The sequence below is a fragment of the Zobellia galactanivorans genome, assembly GCF_000973105.1.
Classification (GTDB): Bacteria; Bacteroidota; Bacteroidia; order Flavobacteriales; family Flavobacteriaceae; genus Zobellia; species Zobellia galactanivorans.
On sequence record NC_015844.1, the window covers coordinates 4,643,958 to 4,660,204 of the forward strand.

At 44.4% G+C, this 16,247-nt stretch carries 14 protein-coding genes and 1 tRNA gene; 9 read left to right on the forward strand and 6 right to left on the reverse strand.

Annotated features, from left to right (window positions below):
• Window positions 1-3 precede the first annotated feature (3 nt).
• From ZOBGAL_RS18565 to ZOBGAL_RS18575, 3 genes are all read left to right on the forward strand, one after another.
• Window positions 4-1,737, forward strand: a complete 1,734-nt coding sequence (locus ZOBGAL_RS18565) for a RagB/SusD family nutrient uptake outer membrane protein (RefSeq protein WP_013995274.1) — start codon at window positions 4-6, stop codon at window positions 1,735-1,737.
• A 10-nt stretch (window positions 1,738-1,747) separates the two neighbouring features.
• On the forward strand, window positions 1,748-2,614 hold the full coding sequence (locus ZOBGAL_RS18570; RefSeq protein WP_013995275.1) for an endonuclease/exonuclease/phosphatase family protein: 867 nt from the start codon (window positions 1,748-1,750) through the stop codon (window positions 2,612-2,614).
• A gap of 146 nt (window positions 2,615-2,760) precedes the next feature.
• Window positions 2,761-3,285 (forward strand): RNA polymerase sigma factor, encoded by a 525-nt coding sequence (locus tag ZOBGAL_RS18575; RefSeq protein WP_013995276.1) that lies wholly within the window; start codon window positions 2,761-2,763, stop codon window positions 3,283-3,285.
• 130 nt (window positions 3,286-3,415) lie between these two features.
• On the opposite strand, the gene ZOBGAL_RS18580 is transcribed toward ZOBGAL_RS18575, so the two are convergent.
• Both ZOBGAL_RS18580 and ZOBGAL_RS18585 read right to left on the reverse strand, forming a co-directional pair.
• The gene (locus tag ZOBGAL_RS18580; RefSeq protein WP_013995277.1) at window positions 3,416-4,201 is read right to left on the reverse strand and encodes a ThuA domain-containing protein; all 786 of its coding nucleotides are present in this window, start codon (window positions 4,199-4,201) and stop codon (window positions 3,416-3,418) included.
• A 33-nt stretch (window positions 4,202-4,234) separates the two neighbouring features.
• On the reverse strand, window positions 4,235-5,539 hold the full coding sequence (locus ZOBGAL_RS18585) for a sugar phosphate isomerase/epimerase family protein (RefSeq protein ID WP_013995278.1): 1,305 nt from the start codon (window positions 5,537-5,539) through the stop codon (window positions 4,235-4,237).
• Between the two features lie 339 nt (window positions 5,540-5,878).
• Between ZOBGAL_RS18585 and ZOBGAL_RS22920 the strand changes: the two genes are divergently transcribed.
• The 3 genes from ZOBGAL_RS22920 to ZOBGAL_RS18600 are packed head-to-tail and all read left to right on the forward strand — an operon-like array spanning window position 5,879 to window position 8,920.
• On the forward strand, window positions 5,879-7,252 hold the full coding sequence (locus ZOBGAL_RS22920) for an endo-1,4-beta-xylanase (protein ID WP_158499751.1): 1,374 nt from the start codon (window positions 5,879-5,881) through the stop codon (window positions 7,250-7,252).
• A 30-nt stretch (window positions 7,253-7,282) separates the two neighbouring features.
• On the forward strand, window positions 7,283-8,479 hold the full coding sequence (locus ZOBGAL_RS18595) for an endo-1,4-beta-xylanase (protein ID WP_013995280.1): 1,197 nt from the start codon (window positions 7,283-7,285) through the stop codon (window positions 8,477-8,479).
• Window positions 8,480-8,518: 39 nt separating this feature from the next.
• A complete protein-coding gene (locus ZOBGAL_RS18600) occupies window positions 8,519-8,920 on the forward strand; it encodes a hypothetical protein (RefSeq protein ID WP_013995281.1) in 402 nt (133 codons plus the stop codon).
• Between the two features lie 144 nt (window positions 8,921-9,064).
• Here the strand turns inward: ZOBGAL_RS18600 and ZOBGAL_RS18605 are convergent, their stop codons facing one another.
• Together ZOBGAL_RS18605 and trpB are read right to left on the reverse strand one after the other, a co-directional pair.
• Window positions 9,065-9,961 carry an SMP-30/gluconolactonase/LRE family protein gene (locus ZOBGAL_RS18605; RefSeq protein WP_013995282.1) on the reverse strand — a complete coding sequence of 299 codons (897 nt, stop codon included), beginning with the start codon at window positions 9,959-9,961 and terminating at the stop codon, window positions 9,065-9,067.
• Window positions 9,962-10,258: 297 nt separating this feature from the next.
• A complete protein-coding gene (gene trpB / locus ZOBGAL_RS18610; RefSeq protein WP_013995283.1) occupies window positions 10,259-11,458 on the reverse strand; it encodes a tryptophan synthase subunit beta in 1,200 nt (399 codons plus the stop codon).
• A gap of 745 nt (window positions 11,459-12,203) precedes the next feature.
• Between trpB and ZOBGAL_RS18615 the strand changes: the two genes are divergently transcribed.
• A complete protein-coding gene (locus tag ZOBGAL_RS18615) occupies window positions 12,204-13,637 on the forward strand; it encodes a DNA/RNA non-specific endonuclease (protein WP_013995284.1) in 1,434 nt (477 codons plus the stop codon).
• A 486-nt stretch (window positions 13,638-14,123) separates the two neighbouring features.
• Here the strand turns inward: ZOBGAL_RS18615 and ZOBGAL_RS18620 are convergent.
• Window positions 14,124-14,197, reverse strand: a tRNA-Met gene (locus ZOBGAL_RS18620).
• 137 nt (window positions 14,198-14,334) lie between these two features.
• Between ZOBGAL_RS18620 and ZOBGAL_RS18625 the strand changes: the two genes are divergently transcribed.
• Together ZOBGAL_RS18625 and ZOBGAL_RS18630 are read left to right on the forward strand one after the other, a co-directional pair.
• A complete protein-coding gene (locus ZOBGAL_RS18625) occupies window positions 14,335-14,718 on the forward strand; it encodes an START-like domain-containing protein (RefSeq protein ID WP_013995285.1) in 384 nt (127 codons plus the stop codon).
• Window positions 14,719-14,775: 57 nt separating this feature from the next.
• The gene (locus tag ZOBGAL_RS18630; RefSeq protein ID WP_013995286.1) at window positions 14,776-15,621 is read left to right on the forward strand and encodes an aminotransferase class IV; all 846 of its coding nucleotides are present in this window, start codon (window positions 14,776-14,778) and stop codon (window positions 15,619-15,621) included.
• A gap of 6 nt (window positions 15,622-15,627) precedes the next feature.
• Here the strand turns inward: ZOBGAL_RS18630 and ZOBGAL_RS18635 are convergent, their stop codons facing one another.
• Complete coding sequence (locus ZOBGAL_RS18635) at window positions 15,628-16,188, reverse strand: YqgE/AlgH family protein (protein ID WP_013995287.1); 561 nt, start codon at window positions 16,186-16,188, stop codon at window positions 15,628-15,630.
• Window positions 16,189-16,247 lie beyond the last annotated feature (59 nt).

The following is a 16,247-nucleotide window of genomic DNA, read 5'->3' on the forward strand; positions in this document are numbered from 1 at the left end:
ACTATGAAATTTAAATATACAATACTGATTTGCATCTTGCTTTTGGTTGGCTGTAGCGATGATTATCTCGATAAGGAACCGCTCTCCGACGTCACCGAGAACAATTTCTTTTTAAAGGCAAGCGATTTACAGCTGTACACCAATGGCTTTTATAGAATGTTACCAAGTACGAGTATCTATGATGGGGACGCGGTTGCCGACAATATCGTTTCAACGACCCTAAGTGAGGAAATGAGAGGGGCCAGGACCATACCTACCACAGGCGGTGGATGGGATTGGGCCTATCTGAGGGACATCAACTATTTTATCGAGAACTACGAAAAGTGTGAAGATGAGTCCGCCAAGCTCCATTATAGCGGAGTGGCCTATTTTTTTAGGGCGTATTTCTATTTCCAGAAACTCCAAAGGTTTGGCGAAGTGCCCTATTACGAGACGACCATTAGTGCCGATGATATGGAAAGCCTTCAGGCACCACGCGAGAGCCGTCAGTTTATAACGGATCGGATCTTAGAGGATCTGGATCGTGCAATCGCCAACTTGAACGAGGAAGTCCAAGCCTATCGTATTACGAAATACAGTGCCCTTGCCCTAAAATCACGGGTGGCCCTATATGAAGGTACCTTTGGCAAATACCGCAATCTGCCCGGATTTGAAACCTATCTAAATGCCAGTGTCGATGCTTCCCTCGAACTGATGGAAAACTCGCCATACGGTGTGTATAGTACAGGAAGTACAGGCACTGATTACATGAACCTTTTCAATTCCCAAGATGCCCAGACCAGCGAAATGATCTTAAGTAGGCAGTTTACCCAAACGGTTGCCGTAGATCACAATGTGAACTACTATACTACCACGTCTTCTTACGGTAGGCCTGGTATGCCCAAAGACTTGGTTAACAGTTATTTGATGGCCGATGGTTCACGCTTTACCGATTTACCGAACTACAACCAAATCTTTTTTACCGATGAAGTGGCAGATAGGGATCCAAGGCTTTCGCAGACCGTGCGTACCCCGGGTTACACCCGTAAGGGAGAAGCTATGGAGCTTGCCCCGAACCTTGGGGCGACCATGACCGGCTACCAATTGATCAAGTATGTTTCGGAGCCGGTATACGATACCTATGACGAGTCGATTTCCGACCTACCAGTCCTTCGCTTTGGGGAAGTACTGTTGAATTTTGCCGAGGCCAAAGCCGAACTTGGCACCCTTAGCCAGGCAGATTTGGATGCATCGGTTCAATTGTTGAGAAATAGGGTAGGAATGCCCGCCATGAGCCTCGATGATGCCAATAGTAATCCCGATGCCTTTTTGGAAGACCAATACCCCAATGTTAGCGGGGCGAACAAAGGCGTAATTCTTGAAATCAGAAGGGAAAGACGTATAGAGCTCTATATGGAAAACCATCGTTGGAACGACGTTGTGCGTTGGAAGGCCGGTCAAGCATTGACCAAGCCCTTACGCGGACTCTATTTTCCCGGGGCGGGAGAGTACGATATGGATTCCGATGGGAATGCCGATGTGGTCTTGTTTGAAGGTGATGAGCCAGAAGGCCAGGTACAGGGGGTGCAGTACATTAAGATCGGGTCGGATATCTTCTTTGACGCCGATAATTTAATCGACCCACAACCTGATTTCAACAATAGGATGTTTGACGAAGAGAGGGACTATCTATACCCTTTACCGAGAGTGGAGTTGCAATTAAACCCGAACCTGACCCAAAATCCGGGTTGGGAATAATATGAGGCAAATGAAAAAAATAAAGAAGATAAGTATACTGGCCCTACTGTTGCTAGGACCCTTTTTATCCCGTGCACAGAGCGCCGAAGTGATAAGTGCCATGACCTTTAACATTAGGTATGCCAACCCCAAGGACGGTATCAATATTTGGGAAAACCGAAGGGACTGGCTTTGCGAGGGCATCAATTTTTTTGATGTAGATGTCTTTGGGGCACAGGAAGTGATAGAAAGCCAATTGAACGACATGGTCGAAAGGCTTCCTGCCTACGATTACGTCGGTATTGGAAGAAATGGGGACAAGGAAGGGGAGTTTTGTCCCGTATTCTTCAAAAAAGAGACCTTTGAACTCATGGACAGCGGCACGTTTTGGCTTTCAGAAACGCCGGAAAAGGTGAATTCCCAAGGTTGGGATGCAGCTTTGCCGAGAATCATGACCTGGGTAAAACTTCGAAAAATAGCAACGGGAGAGGCGTTTTATTTTTTCAATACCCATTTTGACCACCGTGGTAAGACGGCCCAATTGGAAAGTGCCAAGCTCATACGGCAAGAGATCCAAAAGATAGCGGGGGATAAGCCATTTTTGATTACGGGCGATTTTAATTTTGCGCCTTCCGAAGAGGCCTATACCGAATTGACGAGCGGAAAGCCCAAAAGCCTTGTCGTAATCGATAGTAAAAATAGCGCCCAAATGGTTTACGGTCCCGACTACACTTTCAACGGTTTTGCCTTGGAGCCTGATCAAAGTAGGGAACGAATAGATTATGTTTTTATTGCCCAAGGCGTAAAAGTCCATAAGCACCACATTATAGACGGGCAAAGGGGAGGCAATTATATTTCCGACCACTTTCCTATCAAGGTAATTGTTAGTTTACGTTAATGTCATGTTTAAAATGCCGCCTGCTGCATAAAAGTGGGCGGCATTTATTTTATCCTTTCTAACCATTTCTTAACAAAGGCATATAATCTAAATTACTTCACGCGACTATAGCATACGTAATTTAGAGGCTCAATACCAACCCGAAAATGAGTGACCATTTATCTGACAAGGAGCTACTTGATAAAGTAAGATTGGGCGACCAAGAGTCATTCAGACAGGTCTACGATAGATATTTTAACGACCTATATGGCTATACCTCGGCACTGTTGCAAGATCGGCAACTGGCAGAAGACCTGATACAGGAACTTTTTATACACCTGTGGGAAAAGAAGTCCACTATCGAAATCGTACATTTAAAGGCCTACTTGACTACGGCACTCCGCCGCAAAATTATCAATGTATATCGTAACAATAAGTACGTAGATTTAGATGAGACCATCATTGCGACCCTTCCCAGCCCGAATGGGATAGATGATAAGTTGCGTGAAAATGATTTGGAACAGGAGTTTAAGACCACCTTGAACAAGCTTCCCAAAAAATGTAGGAACGTATTTTATCTCAGTCGGATCAAAATGTACAAAAACAGGGAAATCGCCGAAGAGCTCGATATCTCTATCCGAACGGTCGAAGCACATATCAGTAATGCACTGCGGCATTTCAAGGTACACTAAACTGGAATAAACGACCAGCATGGACTCAAAAAAGCCATTGTGGCCTTAGTGAACCCAAATCCCTGATCATTTACCCGATAATCGAGATTAAATGCTCCGAGGCTTGCCTCGAAATCAAGGGGTATTCCTTTTAATGCCTCGCGGGCTTGCCCCCAGGTAGTTTACTTTCCCCCTGGGCGGCCCAGTAGATACCTCCGAACAGGTGGTCTAAAAACATTTGATCTTCAAACGCTTCGGGCTTATGGCCCAGTGCCGTATAAAAAGAACGCCCACCATCGTAGAATTGATACCATGCTATAGGGTGGTTTTTGCCCATACCTTTTAGCGGTATTTCGTCATATCCCTTCTGGTAATCATAGGTGTCTTCGTCTACGGATAGAAGTACTTTGATGGCATCAGATTTCAAGAGGTCAAAATTGTACCATTCGTCGCTCCACAACCATTTTTCCGGCAGATGTAGGTTTGAGGGGAAATTGGCATCATGATTGCTTAGAACGGCAGCTTGAAATTGCGGATGGTCCCTAAAAACCCCGCCTATAAGATTGTCGAACCAAGGGTTTCTAATCTCACTATCGGAGGTGGAGTGGACTCCCACGAAGCCGTTCCCGTTTTGAATGTGCGTTTGTAAAACCTTGAGCTGTTCATTGGTTAAATTGTCGGTATTCGCATTTAAAAATACCACCACGTCGTAGGAAGGTAATTTTAGGGCGAGGTCTTCGGAACTTTGCGTCCAATCAAACTTAAACTGATGTTCGGCGGCCATTTTGTGAAAAGCGTCTACCGCATTGGGAATACATTCGTAGTGCCAGGTGTCTTGTACGGTAAATAACAACACCTTAAATTGGTCTTGGGCAAAAGCCATATGGTTGAAAGTTAAAATGATAAAACAGGTGAATTGTAAAATTCTGGATTTCATAAAGTTGAAGTGTTGAGTGTTGAGAGTCGATTGTTATAAGATGTTAAAGTATAAATAGTTCCAAGCGGCATTGATGCTGTACCACACGGGATAATTAAAGGCTTCCACTTCGGCCACAACATATTTTAGGCCAGCGGTTTTCGAATATTTAAAATATTCCTCAAAATCCATTTTCCCGCTTTGGCCCAATTCTTCGTAATCTTTTACATGCCAGCTTATAAAGCGGTCGTCGTATTTTTTAAAGTAGTCGATTGGGTCGACATCCGAAAAATGCATCCAGTATAGGTCGGCTTGAAAATGAACATATTCGGGGTCGGTATGCTCTATGAAGTAGTCATAGACCACCTGCTTCTCTATGGTTTTAAACTCATCGGAGTGATTGTGGTAGGCGAATTGAATTCCCCTTTCCTTACAAAGTTTCCCAATGGCATCATAGTAGGCACAATAGCGCTTGAGTTCGTCAAGGGTGGTGATTTCCTTGATTTGATTGTTCGATATGGTGAGGTATTCAACACCGGCCTGTTTGTGGTCATCGATGCATTCCTTCCACCATTTCATGGCTTTTTTCCACGCTTTATCGTCCTTCGTAGGCAGGTCGTAAAACGTCATAGATCCCGTAAACTTCAAATTGTTTTCTTCTACCAATTTTTTAAAGTCTAAGGGGGACAGTCCATAAAACGAGCGGTCTTTATAGACAAAGGTCTCAATATAGCTATAGCCCATCCTATCCAAATACTTCAAGGTTTGCTTAGGATCCTCCAGCATTTTATTGTGTACCGATACGAGCTGGATACCTATGTTTTTGTCCTTAGGGTTTTTCTTGATATAGCGGGTTTCCCAAAGCACCTCGTTTTGTGGGTCGGTCCCCTTTACATAAACATCGGTCTGGTGCTTAAAATCAAAAGTGACCGTCATGGTTTCTCGGCCTGTAAAGTCGCGGTCTTTCATTACCCAATGCTTTTTACTTGTAAATCCGCCTTTCCCCAGAAACATTTCACCTTGGGCGCTTTTCCCCAATGCAAAAACGGAATCGGTCTTGGTGTCGTATCCGATAAGTTCTATTAAGGTGTGTTTGTAGGTTTTCCCATCCCTTTGAAATACATCTACCGACATTGTGGAATGATCTATTTTAGGATAGTTGTTCATTTTGATACTTGGCAAGGGGGCGATACTGTCCGTTTTCGGGTCGACCGAACTTACCCAAAAGCCTAAATACTGTTCCAATCTTTCCGATTGTTTCGGGATGGGCATTTGGGAAAAAAGGGGACAGCTTCCCATTAGAAAAAAGAATAGCGCGGACGTAATAGTGAAACGATGTAAATGCAAATTGTTGGTCATTCCTCTTCATTTTTATGGTAGTAAATTTAAAGGAGGCCTAGGCGTCACACTATAATCTTTGAAGCCATAATTATCATTTCTGTTGCAGATCGTCGCGTTTCCCGTTAAAAAGGAACAGGGCATCCTATATCGGGATGATGCCATTCTTCCGGTCCTAGGCGGTAGAGTGGCGTGATCAGTAGGAAAGAACAGGGGTGAAGCATGAGGGAATGCTACATCCTTACTAGACAATGCACAATTTATTATAGCATTCCGATAGGCTAAGCTATACTTTCGAAGCATGTGTTTTTAATGGAATCAACAGTAATCTTGTTAAATAATTTTGAAATGGAATTTAAAATGAAAAAAATTAAGAAATACTTACTGCTGCCCCTTATCATCTTTGGTTTAGGCTGCTCTTCCGATAAGGAAGGGTTCAATGACGATGTTGCGGGCGATGAAATTCCGGAGGCCAAGGTAGAAGCTTCCTTCGACTATACGATTTCCGAGGAAGATCCTTATGCCATTTTATTGGACAATGCCACGGAATCGGAGCGTGAGTATACCGCGGTTTGGGATTTTGGAAAGGGAGGCGAGAAAGTTGCGGACAAAGCGGGGCTCGAAGAAGTGCGTTACACGGAAACCGGCGAATACACGATTACACTTGAGGTAAGCAATGCGGCCGGGACTTCAATCGCCAAAAAAACGATAAAGGTAGACCAGCGGTATGGTGTCTGCCCTACCAGTGGTTGCGAGGACCTATCGGACAAGGGGCTAAAGGATGGGACGGATACCTTTAGCGTTGGGGTAATAACCCAATCGTACCGAATTAACGAAGGAGGGAGCCACACTCAAGTATTGAAAAAGGAATTCAATAGTTTGACAGCGGAGTACGAGATGAAGATGAACATCATGTATCCCTCACAAGACAGCTATGATTTTAGTGCGGGCGATGCCATTGTTGATTTTGCAGTGGCAAATGATATGTACGTTCATGGTCACGCCTTAATTTGGCATGAAGCCTCTCCCGATTGGGTAGAGAATTTTACGGGTAGCGATGCTGAATTCGAAAAGATGGTAGAAGACTATATTACCACGACCATGACGCGATACAAGGGTAAGGTACGGTCTTGGGATGTCGTTAATGAAGCCGTGGACGAAAGTGCGGGCAATCCCTTAAGAAACTCGGTTTTTAGGCAAAGAATGGGGGACGACTATGTCAAAAAGTGTTTTCAGTTTGCCCGTAATGCCGACCCCGAGGCTATTTTGTTCTACAATGATTTCAATATAGCGGCCAGTTCCGGCAAGAGGGCGGCCATATTTGATTTGGTGGATGACTTGGGAGATCTGATCGACGGTCTCGGGGCGCAAATGCACATTTCAATCGATAATCCTTCGGCCGAGGATATTCAAGCCGTGGTCGATGGGGCCGTTTCAAGAGGATTGAAGCTGCACTTTTCGGAACTCGACATTCGCACCAACTTGGAGAACGACAAGAACCTATCTTCGCTATCCGCGGAAAAGGCCGCACGCCAAAAGGCCAAATTCAAGGAAGTGGTAAACATATACAATGCGGTTCCCCCTGAAAATAAATTTGGGATTACCGTATGGGGCCTTCGCGACAATGAGTCTTGGTTGGTCGATTACTACGGTGTACCGGAATGGCCTTTGCTCTTCGATGGGAATTATAATAAAAAACAGGCCTATGATGGCTTTTTAGAGGGATTGCAATAAGCGAGAATAGAGATATATTAAAAGAAAAAGATGCTAAAAACAAGAGGTATTAAGCTAAGGACCATTCGGCTGCTAGGTCTTCTGTTGCTGATGTCAATGGGCTGCAAGGAAAAGGAAAGTAGTGAAAACACGAGCTTGGATATAAAGTCCGATACCAAGGAAATCCCCCTAAAAACAGCCTTTAAGGACCAATTTAAGATGGGGTCCGCCATAAACGGGGCGGTGGTTTCGGGGAAGGATGCGACCTCGCTACAAATCGTAACCCAAGAGTTCAATACGATTACGCCCGAGAATTGTATGAAGGCGGAATCCGTGAGCCCGGCACGCAATGTGTATAATTTTGAGGAAGCGGATGCGTTTGTGGCCTTTGGTCAGGAACACAACATGTTTATCGTAGGCCATACCTTGATCTGGCATAACCAGACTCCCGATTGGTTTTTTACCAATGAAAATGGAGCGCCGAATTCGCCCGAGGAGCAAAAGGAGCAGCTCCGAAAGCACATCGAAGCCGTAGCCGGAAGATATGCGGGAAAAGTGCATGCCTGGGATGTGCTCAATGAGGTTATGGACAATGATGGCTCTTATAGGCCCACGAACTGGATACAATATATAGGCGATGGGGATGAAATGGTAAAATTGGCCTTTAAGTACGCCAGTGAATACGCCCCTGACACCGAACTTTATTACAACGATTTTAATGCATGGCGACCCGAGAAGAGAGACGGGATCGTACGTATGGTAAAGATGTTGCAGGAGGAAGGTATCCGAATAGACGGAATAGGTATTCAAGGCCATTGGGGACTCAACTTTCCCAAGAACGATTACATTCAACAAGCCATAGACGCCTATGCCGCCCTGGGGGTGAAGGTGATGATAACCGAGTTGGATGTAGACGTGCTTCCCTTGACCAAGGAAGGCCAGATCATTGGCACAAGTATGATGGAACCCCAATTTCAGTTAGAGGAGTTTGAATCCTTCCTAGACCCCTATAAAGAAGGGCTTCCGGATTCGGTTTCGGTGGAATTGGCCGCCCGTTACAAGGAGCTTTTTGAGATCTTCCTAAAGAACCGCGATAAAATCGATAGGGTTACCCTTTGGGGCGTACATGACGGATTGTCTTGGAAGAATGGCTATCCCATCCCCAATAGAACCAATTATCCCCTTTTGTATGACCGGGACAAAAAACCAAAATTGGCCAAAGAGGCCATTTTAGAAACCGTAAAATAAAGAAAGTTTCCATTACAAATAGTTAAATAAATACAACGTATGAAAAATGTGATTTTTGCCGTATGGGCGATGCTATGTATAACAAGTCTTTCCTATGCCCAATCTTCGGATGCCGATAAGAGGGATTCGGACAAATTGCTGTTGACGATCTTCTTAAAACACGATCAGTCGATGAACCTGAACGAGATAGAGGAGGTTAGAAAGAAGCAGGGCTTCTATAAAAACTTCCCGCCCGAAGGGGTTTCCGTTGTGAACTGGTACGTAGTAATGGGGATTGGCCAAATGGTGGTGCTGGAGTTGCCCGCCTCAAAGCTTAAGGATGTAAATTTGGCCATAGAAAGAAGCGCTTGGAAAGCCTTTCGTTCCGAGATTTATCCTACCTATGATCTGTATCCTATCGTAGAAGATAAGCTTAACAATACATCAAAAGTGAGTTATTAAGGGGAATTCCAACCCATCCAACTTGCCGTAAAATTAAAACAGCATAGTTCTAAGGCGATTTGGATGGGTTCAAACCCTTCACGGGAAGGCGTCCAACCAAGGTTCTACAAGGTTTCTTGAGGGAGGAAGGACTTCCCTCCACAACTAATTTTTAAGCGGAACCGCATATATTTTTCCGGCCATCATATCGGGCACCAACAACCTTCCCCTATCTTCCTCCAGATAAAAATCCGCAGCCGATTCCAATCCTTCGATCAGTACGGTAGAGGCTTCGGTCTTAGGGTCTATTTTCCAAACTTTTCCAGAAACCCAACTGCTAACGTAGTAGTTGCCCTTACGATCTTGCTCTACGGCATCGGCCCCTCTATATTCACCTTTAAGCGGACGAAGCGCGCCATTTTCGGTAATCAGGAAATTTCCCTTGAAAAAAGCACCTACCATAAGGTTTCCATCCTTGTCAACCCCCACGCCATTGGGGTTTGGCATAAGTGGGGAAGTATCTTGTTTTATGGTAATGAGCCCTTCTGAACTTATATGGTAGATACGCCCAAGTTTTGGGACTTTCTTGGCTTCCTCACTATCTAGGGGCCATAAGTTATTTTCGGGGTCGCGCATGTATTGGGTCGCCCCCATATCGGCTACCAAGATTCCCTTTCCCTGAGCATCTAGGGAAACATCGTTCAAATAGAGGACGGTTTCGGGAAAGTCGCTTTTATCTACAAAAATACGGGCTTGGCCTTTTTCATCAAGCTTCCAGATACGGGTCACATCGGAGAAGTACAGCTCCCCGTTTAGGTAGACGATTCCCTTGGGTTCATCAAAACCCTTGGCAAACACCTTTACACCCTTCTTGGAAATCTCTACCACTTCGCCATCCCCGGGTTCTTTTGCGTTCATTACGGTTACGTAATAGTTGTCGTTAAAGCCCTTGGTAATGCTCTCCGGTTTCATGCCCACTTCAACTGGAAATTCCACTTCGGCTTGTGCCTGAACTATACAAACGAAGAATAAGGCGATTAAGGTGATTCTTTTGCTTCCCATAATAGTGTTTTAGGTTTAAATGGTTGATAAACAGCGATTGTCCCGATAGGGCCATTAGGCCGATATTTTGGCGAAGGTCTTCGCAATAAAGTGAGACCTTTGGTCATGAATGATTGCTCAATTACAAAGCTATCAGTCCTTTAGCTTCGTGTATGGTAGTTATGAAGCAGATCGTATCAAAATTGTTGCGAGAGCGATTCCAATACTCATAAAAACAAAAAAAGGACCAATGCACAGGCATGGTCCTTTTGTTTTCTAGTCCCCATAAATTCATAGGCTAGGGGAAGCTTAGGTGTTCTATTCCGGAAGGCCGTAGGTATCCACCACATAGTCGATATCCTTATCCCCTCTACCGCTCAAATTGATGAGTATGGATTTCTGGGGATGCTCTTGGGCCAGTTTTATACCATAGGCAACGGCGTGGGAGCTTTCAAGGGCGGGAATGATCCCTTCCAGTCGGCTTAGCTCGTAAAAGGCGTCTATGGTTTCCTTGTCGTTGATGATGTCGTAGTTGACGGCCCCCATGTCTTTGAGCATACTGTGCTCGGGTCCGACACCCGGATAATCGAGTCCGCTCGCCACGGAATATACCGGTGCCGGGTCGCCATTCTCATCCTGTAGGGTATAGCATTTAAAACCGTGGATGATGTTTGGGGTACCAAAGGTCATGGTAGCGGCATGCTCACCCATTTCCAAGGAGCGACCTCCCGGTTCAACGCCGTGCAGTTTGCAATCATCGTCTTCGAGAAATGCCGAGAATATCCCTATGGCATTACTTCCTCCGCCCACACAGGCCACGACATGGTCGGGCAATTCCCCGGTCATATCCATAAACTGCTCTCGGGCTTCGATTCCCACCACCCGTTGAAAATCACGGACCATCATGGGAAAGGGGTGGGGACCCACCACCGAACCGATGCAGTAAATAGTGTTTTCGGGATCCTTAAGGTAGGCTTCAAAGGCCGAATCGACGGCTTCTTTCAAGGTTTTTAGACCGTGGGTCGCGGGCACCACCTCGGCCCCCAATATTTTCATACGCACCACGTTCGGATGCTGTTTTTTAATATCGACCTCGCCCATGTGTATTTCGCACTCCAATCCGAAATAGGCTGCGGCAGTGGCCAAGGCCACCCCGTGTTGGCCCGCTCCGGTTTCGGCAATCAGTTTCTTTTTACCGAGGTGCTTGGCCAGCAAGGCCTCGCCCATACAGTGGTTCAGCTTATGCGCTCCCGAATGGTTCAGGTCTTCCCGTTTTAAATAAATCCGTCCCCCGTATTTTTTGGACAAACGGGAACAATAGTAGACCGGGGTAGGGCGTCCCTGGTAATGTTTACGGATGCTACGCAACTCCTCTATAAAGTTGTGCGATTTGCTAATGGTCTGATAGGCATCCGTTATTTTTTTCATTTCGACCTCTAGGGCCGGTGGTATAAAGGCCCCACCGTAATCTTCGAAAAACCCTTGGTCATTCGGGTATTTTTTAAAGTAACTGCTCATGCTATGTTATTAAAATTAATTTTTGGTTCGCGCATCCCATAAAAATACATAAAGCATTCAATTGAGCCCAAAGAGGGAATAGCAAATTAGGGAGATTCACAAAATGTTATCATTTCTTTAGGAAAAGAAGGTAGGGGTTAGACTTCGTGTTAGGTTGGTAGGGAGTTCAGGAGTAAGTGGTTTTGAGATTTTGCAGCAATATTGAATACTAGCAAAATTTATAAAGGATATAGAATCGCATGTTTGTGCTTAAATAGTGTAGATGCCCCAATCTTTAGGACAGGTGTTATACAAAACTAATAGAATTATCAAACTGCTTTGCTATAAGCATCTTTTGGTCAGAGGTATTCAATGTGAAGACCACAAATAATGAAGTTTTAGAAAACTAAGCAGTTCTATTTAGGGGAAGCTTACAATGTAAGGCATCAATGCGCAATTGGAAGATTAAATGTCCTTAGCGGGGACAAGCTAAATGAAAACTTGGGCGAAGAAGTAATTAAGTGGTTTTCTTAAAATATTTTGTCCTTGTTTTATCTGAGGTCGGCTTAACTGAGGCTGTCGTTTTTTTAGAAAGACCAGGCATAGTTAATGGCATGGTATGACTATCATGGCTTCATCCCAAGCTCTAAACAAATTAGCAATTACGCAAACAAGTAAAACTTTAATATCGCCCTAGTAATAAGTAAGTAAAATATTACATTATCTTTATGTCGTACTACACTGTACGATATAAAGTAATAGCCCTATGAAGTATTTCGCCCCGAATTACCTTGCTCTTTTTGTTCTGTCCTCTCTTTTTTTCGTTGCTTGTTCTAAAGAGGATTACCGTCCCGATCCTTATACGGCCCAGGAAGTTCCTTTAGAAGGACTTGCCATTAATGGCGAATTGGATGTACCTACGTATTACTATGATAATCAGGGGCCACATAAACACAAACCCAAGGGCTTAGTGGCTAAGGTGGTCGGTTTTACCGAAACCTTTGAATCGGGCAGCAAGGGAAGTTATGCGGCGGGCAGTGTAACTTTATCCCCTTCAGGGGAGTGGTATCTTGACGATGCCCTTTTAGGGGCTTTGGCCAATGATCGAAAGTTTGGGGCCAAGTCGGTGCGAATTAGGAATAGCGGGGCATTGACCATGAGTTTTAATATGGAGAATGGCGCGAGCAGCGTTCTTGTACGCCATGCGGCCTACGGTAATAATGGCCCATCGGATTGGAGGTTGGTAGCGTCCTACGATGACGGTGCAAGCTGGTACTTTGTCGGGGATACCATAACAACGGATTCCACCACCTTGAATACGGTGACATTTGAGGTAAATGAAACGCAAAGCGTTCGGTACGGAATCTATAAGGTTTCTGGCGGGGCCAATAGGATCAATATCGATAATATTGAAATTGATATAAATACATCGGGTGGAGGCGATAACCCGTCTATGGATAGTAACCTAACCTTTGGCAATCCCTCCAACGCCGCATCTTCGCCCGATAATTACTTCCTCTCAAAACCGGATTTTAGCCTTTCCTACAATAATAGCAATGGAACGGCCAATTGGGTTAGCTGGCATTTGAGTACGGCATGGACGGGTACTACCTCAAGGTGTAACTGTTTTAAATCGGATACCACCCTGCCCAATACTTTCTTTAGGGCGACCACCAGCGACTATACCAATTCGGGCTTTGACCGAGGGCATTTGTGTCCTTCGGCAGACCGTAATGGTAGCGAGGACTCCAATGAGAATACCTATTATATGACCAATATCGCACCGCAGGCACCGGACAATAACCAGAGGTCATGGGCCAATCTTGAGAACTATCTGCGTTCGTTGACCTTGGAAGGTAATGAAGTCCATATCATTTCCGGAGTGCTAGGAACCGGGGGCTCGGGAAGTAAGGGGGCGGCAAACACCATATCAAATGGGGAGATAAACGTACCGGATGCCTTCTGGAAAGTAGCCTTGATCTTGCCTAATGGAAGCAATGATATTCAACGTGTGACCACCTCCACAAGGGTGATTGCCGTACTGGTTCCCAATGACCAAGACATCAATACGGATTGGATTCAATTCAAAACCACGGTAGACAACATAGAAAGCTTGACCGGTTATGACCTTTTTGAGAACCTATCCGATCCCGTAGAATCGGTTTTAGAGGCAACAGTCGATACCGAACCCTCGGTCTAGTTAAGGCGTTTTACACAAGGAGGACTTAATTCTTGCGTGTACAGCCATGATCTGACGAGGTTGTTGGAACAAAAGCCCGGCTAATGGCTTCAATTACGCATATGAATGCATTAGAACCCCGATAGAATTAAAAATAGGCTGGGAGCAAGGAAGAAGGAAATAAGCGCACTCGTACAATCTTATAATGTCTAGAATTTGGTGGCTAAGTAATTCTTCGCTCGCTTGCTTTCTTTTTTAGCCTTTCTACACGGACATGTCCAAAAAAAAACAAGGCAACATCAAAGTGAATAGGGCAATCTCCAACTTAGAAATCACCATATAGGGCCGGGGCCATTTTGCAGGAATATAATTTCGGAGCGCCAAAGATAGAATTCAATAAAAAAGCATTTTGTAAGGGAGTGGCTTTCTAAAGAACGGAAACTAAAGGCATAAAAAAACGGCTTGTGTTTCTACACAAACCGTTTTTTTTGCAGGTTTTGAACCTTGTAGCGAGAGAGGGACTTGAACCCTCGGCCTCCGGGTTATGAATCCGACGCTCTAACCAGCTGAGCTACCTCGCCGCGTTGTTATTTGAAAGCGGCTGCAAATATAAAGTTTATTTTTGTTCTTCAACAATTCTTTGCTAAAAAATTATTCTATGCGTTTTATTTTTTTATCATAAGGAAATCTATATATTGCCCAAAGAAAACACTAAAGAATGGACGATAAAATAAAATTTGAACTAGAATTTGTAGTACAATCCTCGCCACAGTTGCTATACCAGTATTTGTCAACTCCATCAGGGCTTTCCGAATGGTTTGCCGATAACGTGAACTCCAGAGGTGAAATGTTCAGTTTTATATGGGATGGCTCTGAAGAAGAAGCCAAATTATTGAAACGTAAAAGTGATGAGTTCGTTCGGTTCACATGGGTCGATAACGATGATGATTCATATTTTGAAATGAAGATCATAGTAGACGAAATCACTAAAGACGTATCCCTTTTTATAACCGATTTTGCCGAAGAGGATGAAGTTGACGAAGCTAAGATGCTTTGGCGTAACCAGGTAAGTGATCTCAAACAGGTTTTGGGCTCTGTATAACCTTAAATTATTAATATCACCTTATATTTGGTCCCGATAATTATCGGGACTTTTTTTATGGTAAACTACAACGGAGACCTTTTAGGAAAAAACACGAATTTTTTAAACCATAACAATCGCGGACTACGCTATGGCGACGCTCTTTTTGAAACCATGAGAATGGTCGGGGGAAAGTTGTTCTTTTGGGAAGACCATTATCTTAGGCTTATGGCATCTATGCGTATCCTCCGTATGGAAATCCCTATGCATTTTACCATGGAATTTTTGGAGGAGGAAATCAAAAAGACCATTGCGGCCAACGAGGGTATAGGCGAACAGCTCCGGGTGCGATTGTCCGTCCACCGAAACGATGGCGGCCTCTACACCCCCTTAACCAACGATATTTCATATATCATCGAGGTAGCGCCCCTAAAAGAGGCCTTTTATGTGGTAGACGAAAGTCCGTATGAAGTAGAACTTTTCAAGGATTTCTATGTGAATCGCGATATGCTTTCGACCCTAAAGACCAATAATAAGATCATTAATGTGGTGGGTAGTATTTTTGCCGAAGAAAACGGCTATCAAAACTGTCTTTTGCTCAATAACGACAAACAGATCGTAGAATCATTGAACGCCAATGTTTTTTTGGTGAAGGATGGAAAGGTGAAGACCCCACCTCTAGAAGATGGTTGCCTGAACGGAATCGTGCGTAAAAAAATGATCGAGATACTTTCTAAACTCGAAAATTTCGATTTTGAGGAAGCATCCATATCGCCCTTTGAACTACAAAAGGCCGATGAGTTGTTTGTAACCAATAGTGTAGTGGGCATACGCCCCATTACAAAGTACCGTAAAAAAGAATTTGGGAACAAGGTGGCCAAGGAGCTGCTGGGCAAACTAAATGCCATAGCAAGACTCGCATAGAGGCCTTTAGTTCAGGCTAGGGTTTTCAGGGGAGTTGGACCATAGGAGGTAATTACCGCCCAGTTCTACCATTTTTTCCTTCCAAAAGGCATCCGCCGATTTATGGATAAGGGCGCTTTCATAATCGTTTTCGACCACTATCCACGATCTAGACGAGAGCTCTTGGTCGAGTTGTAGGGAAGACCAGCCCGAGTAGCCCAAAAAGAAACGGATGTCTTCTTCCGAAATTACTTTTTTATTGATCAGTTGGATCGTATTCTCAAAGTCACCGCCCCAATAAATCCCATCGGAGATTTCTATGCTATTGGTAATGAGTTCGGGTACCTTATGGATAAAATATAGGTTGTCTTGTTCTACAGGGCCTCCGTTATAGACTTGAAAAGGAATCTCTATCTCGGTGATAAGGTCGCTGATACTGTATTCCAAAGGTTTGTTCAAGATAAATCCAACAGAACCTTCATCGTTGTGTTCCGCCAAAAGAACAACCGAACGGTTAAAGGAAACGTCACCGGTCAAGGTCGGTTCGGCGATTAGGAGTTTGCCCTTAGTTGGTTTAAGTTCTACCATGGTTTTGTAAACTATTATTATCTAAAATAAGACATTTCTTATAAAAACCAAACAAGGGG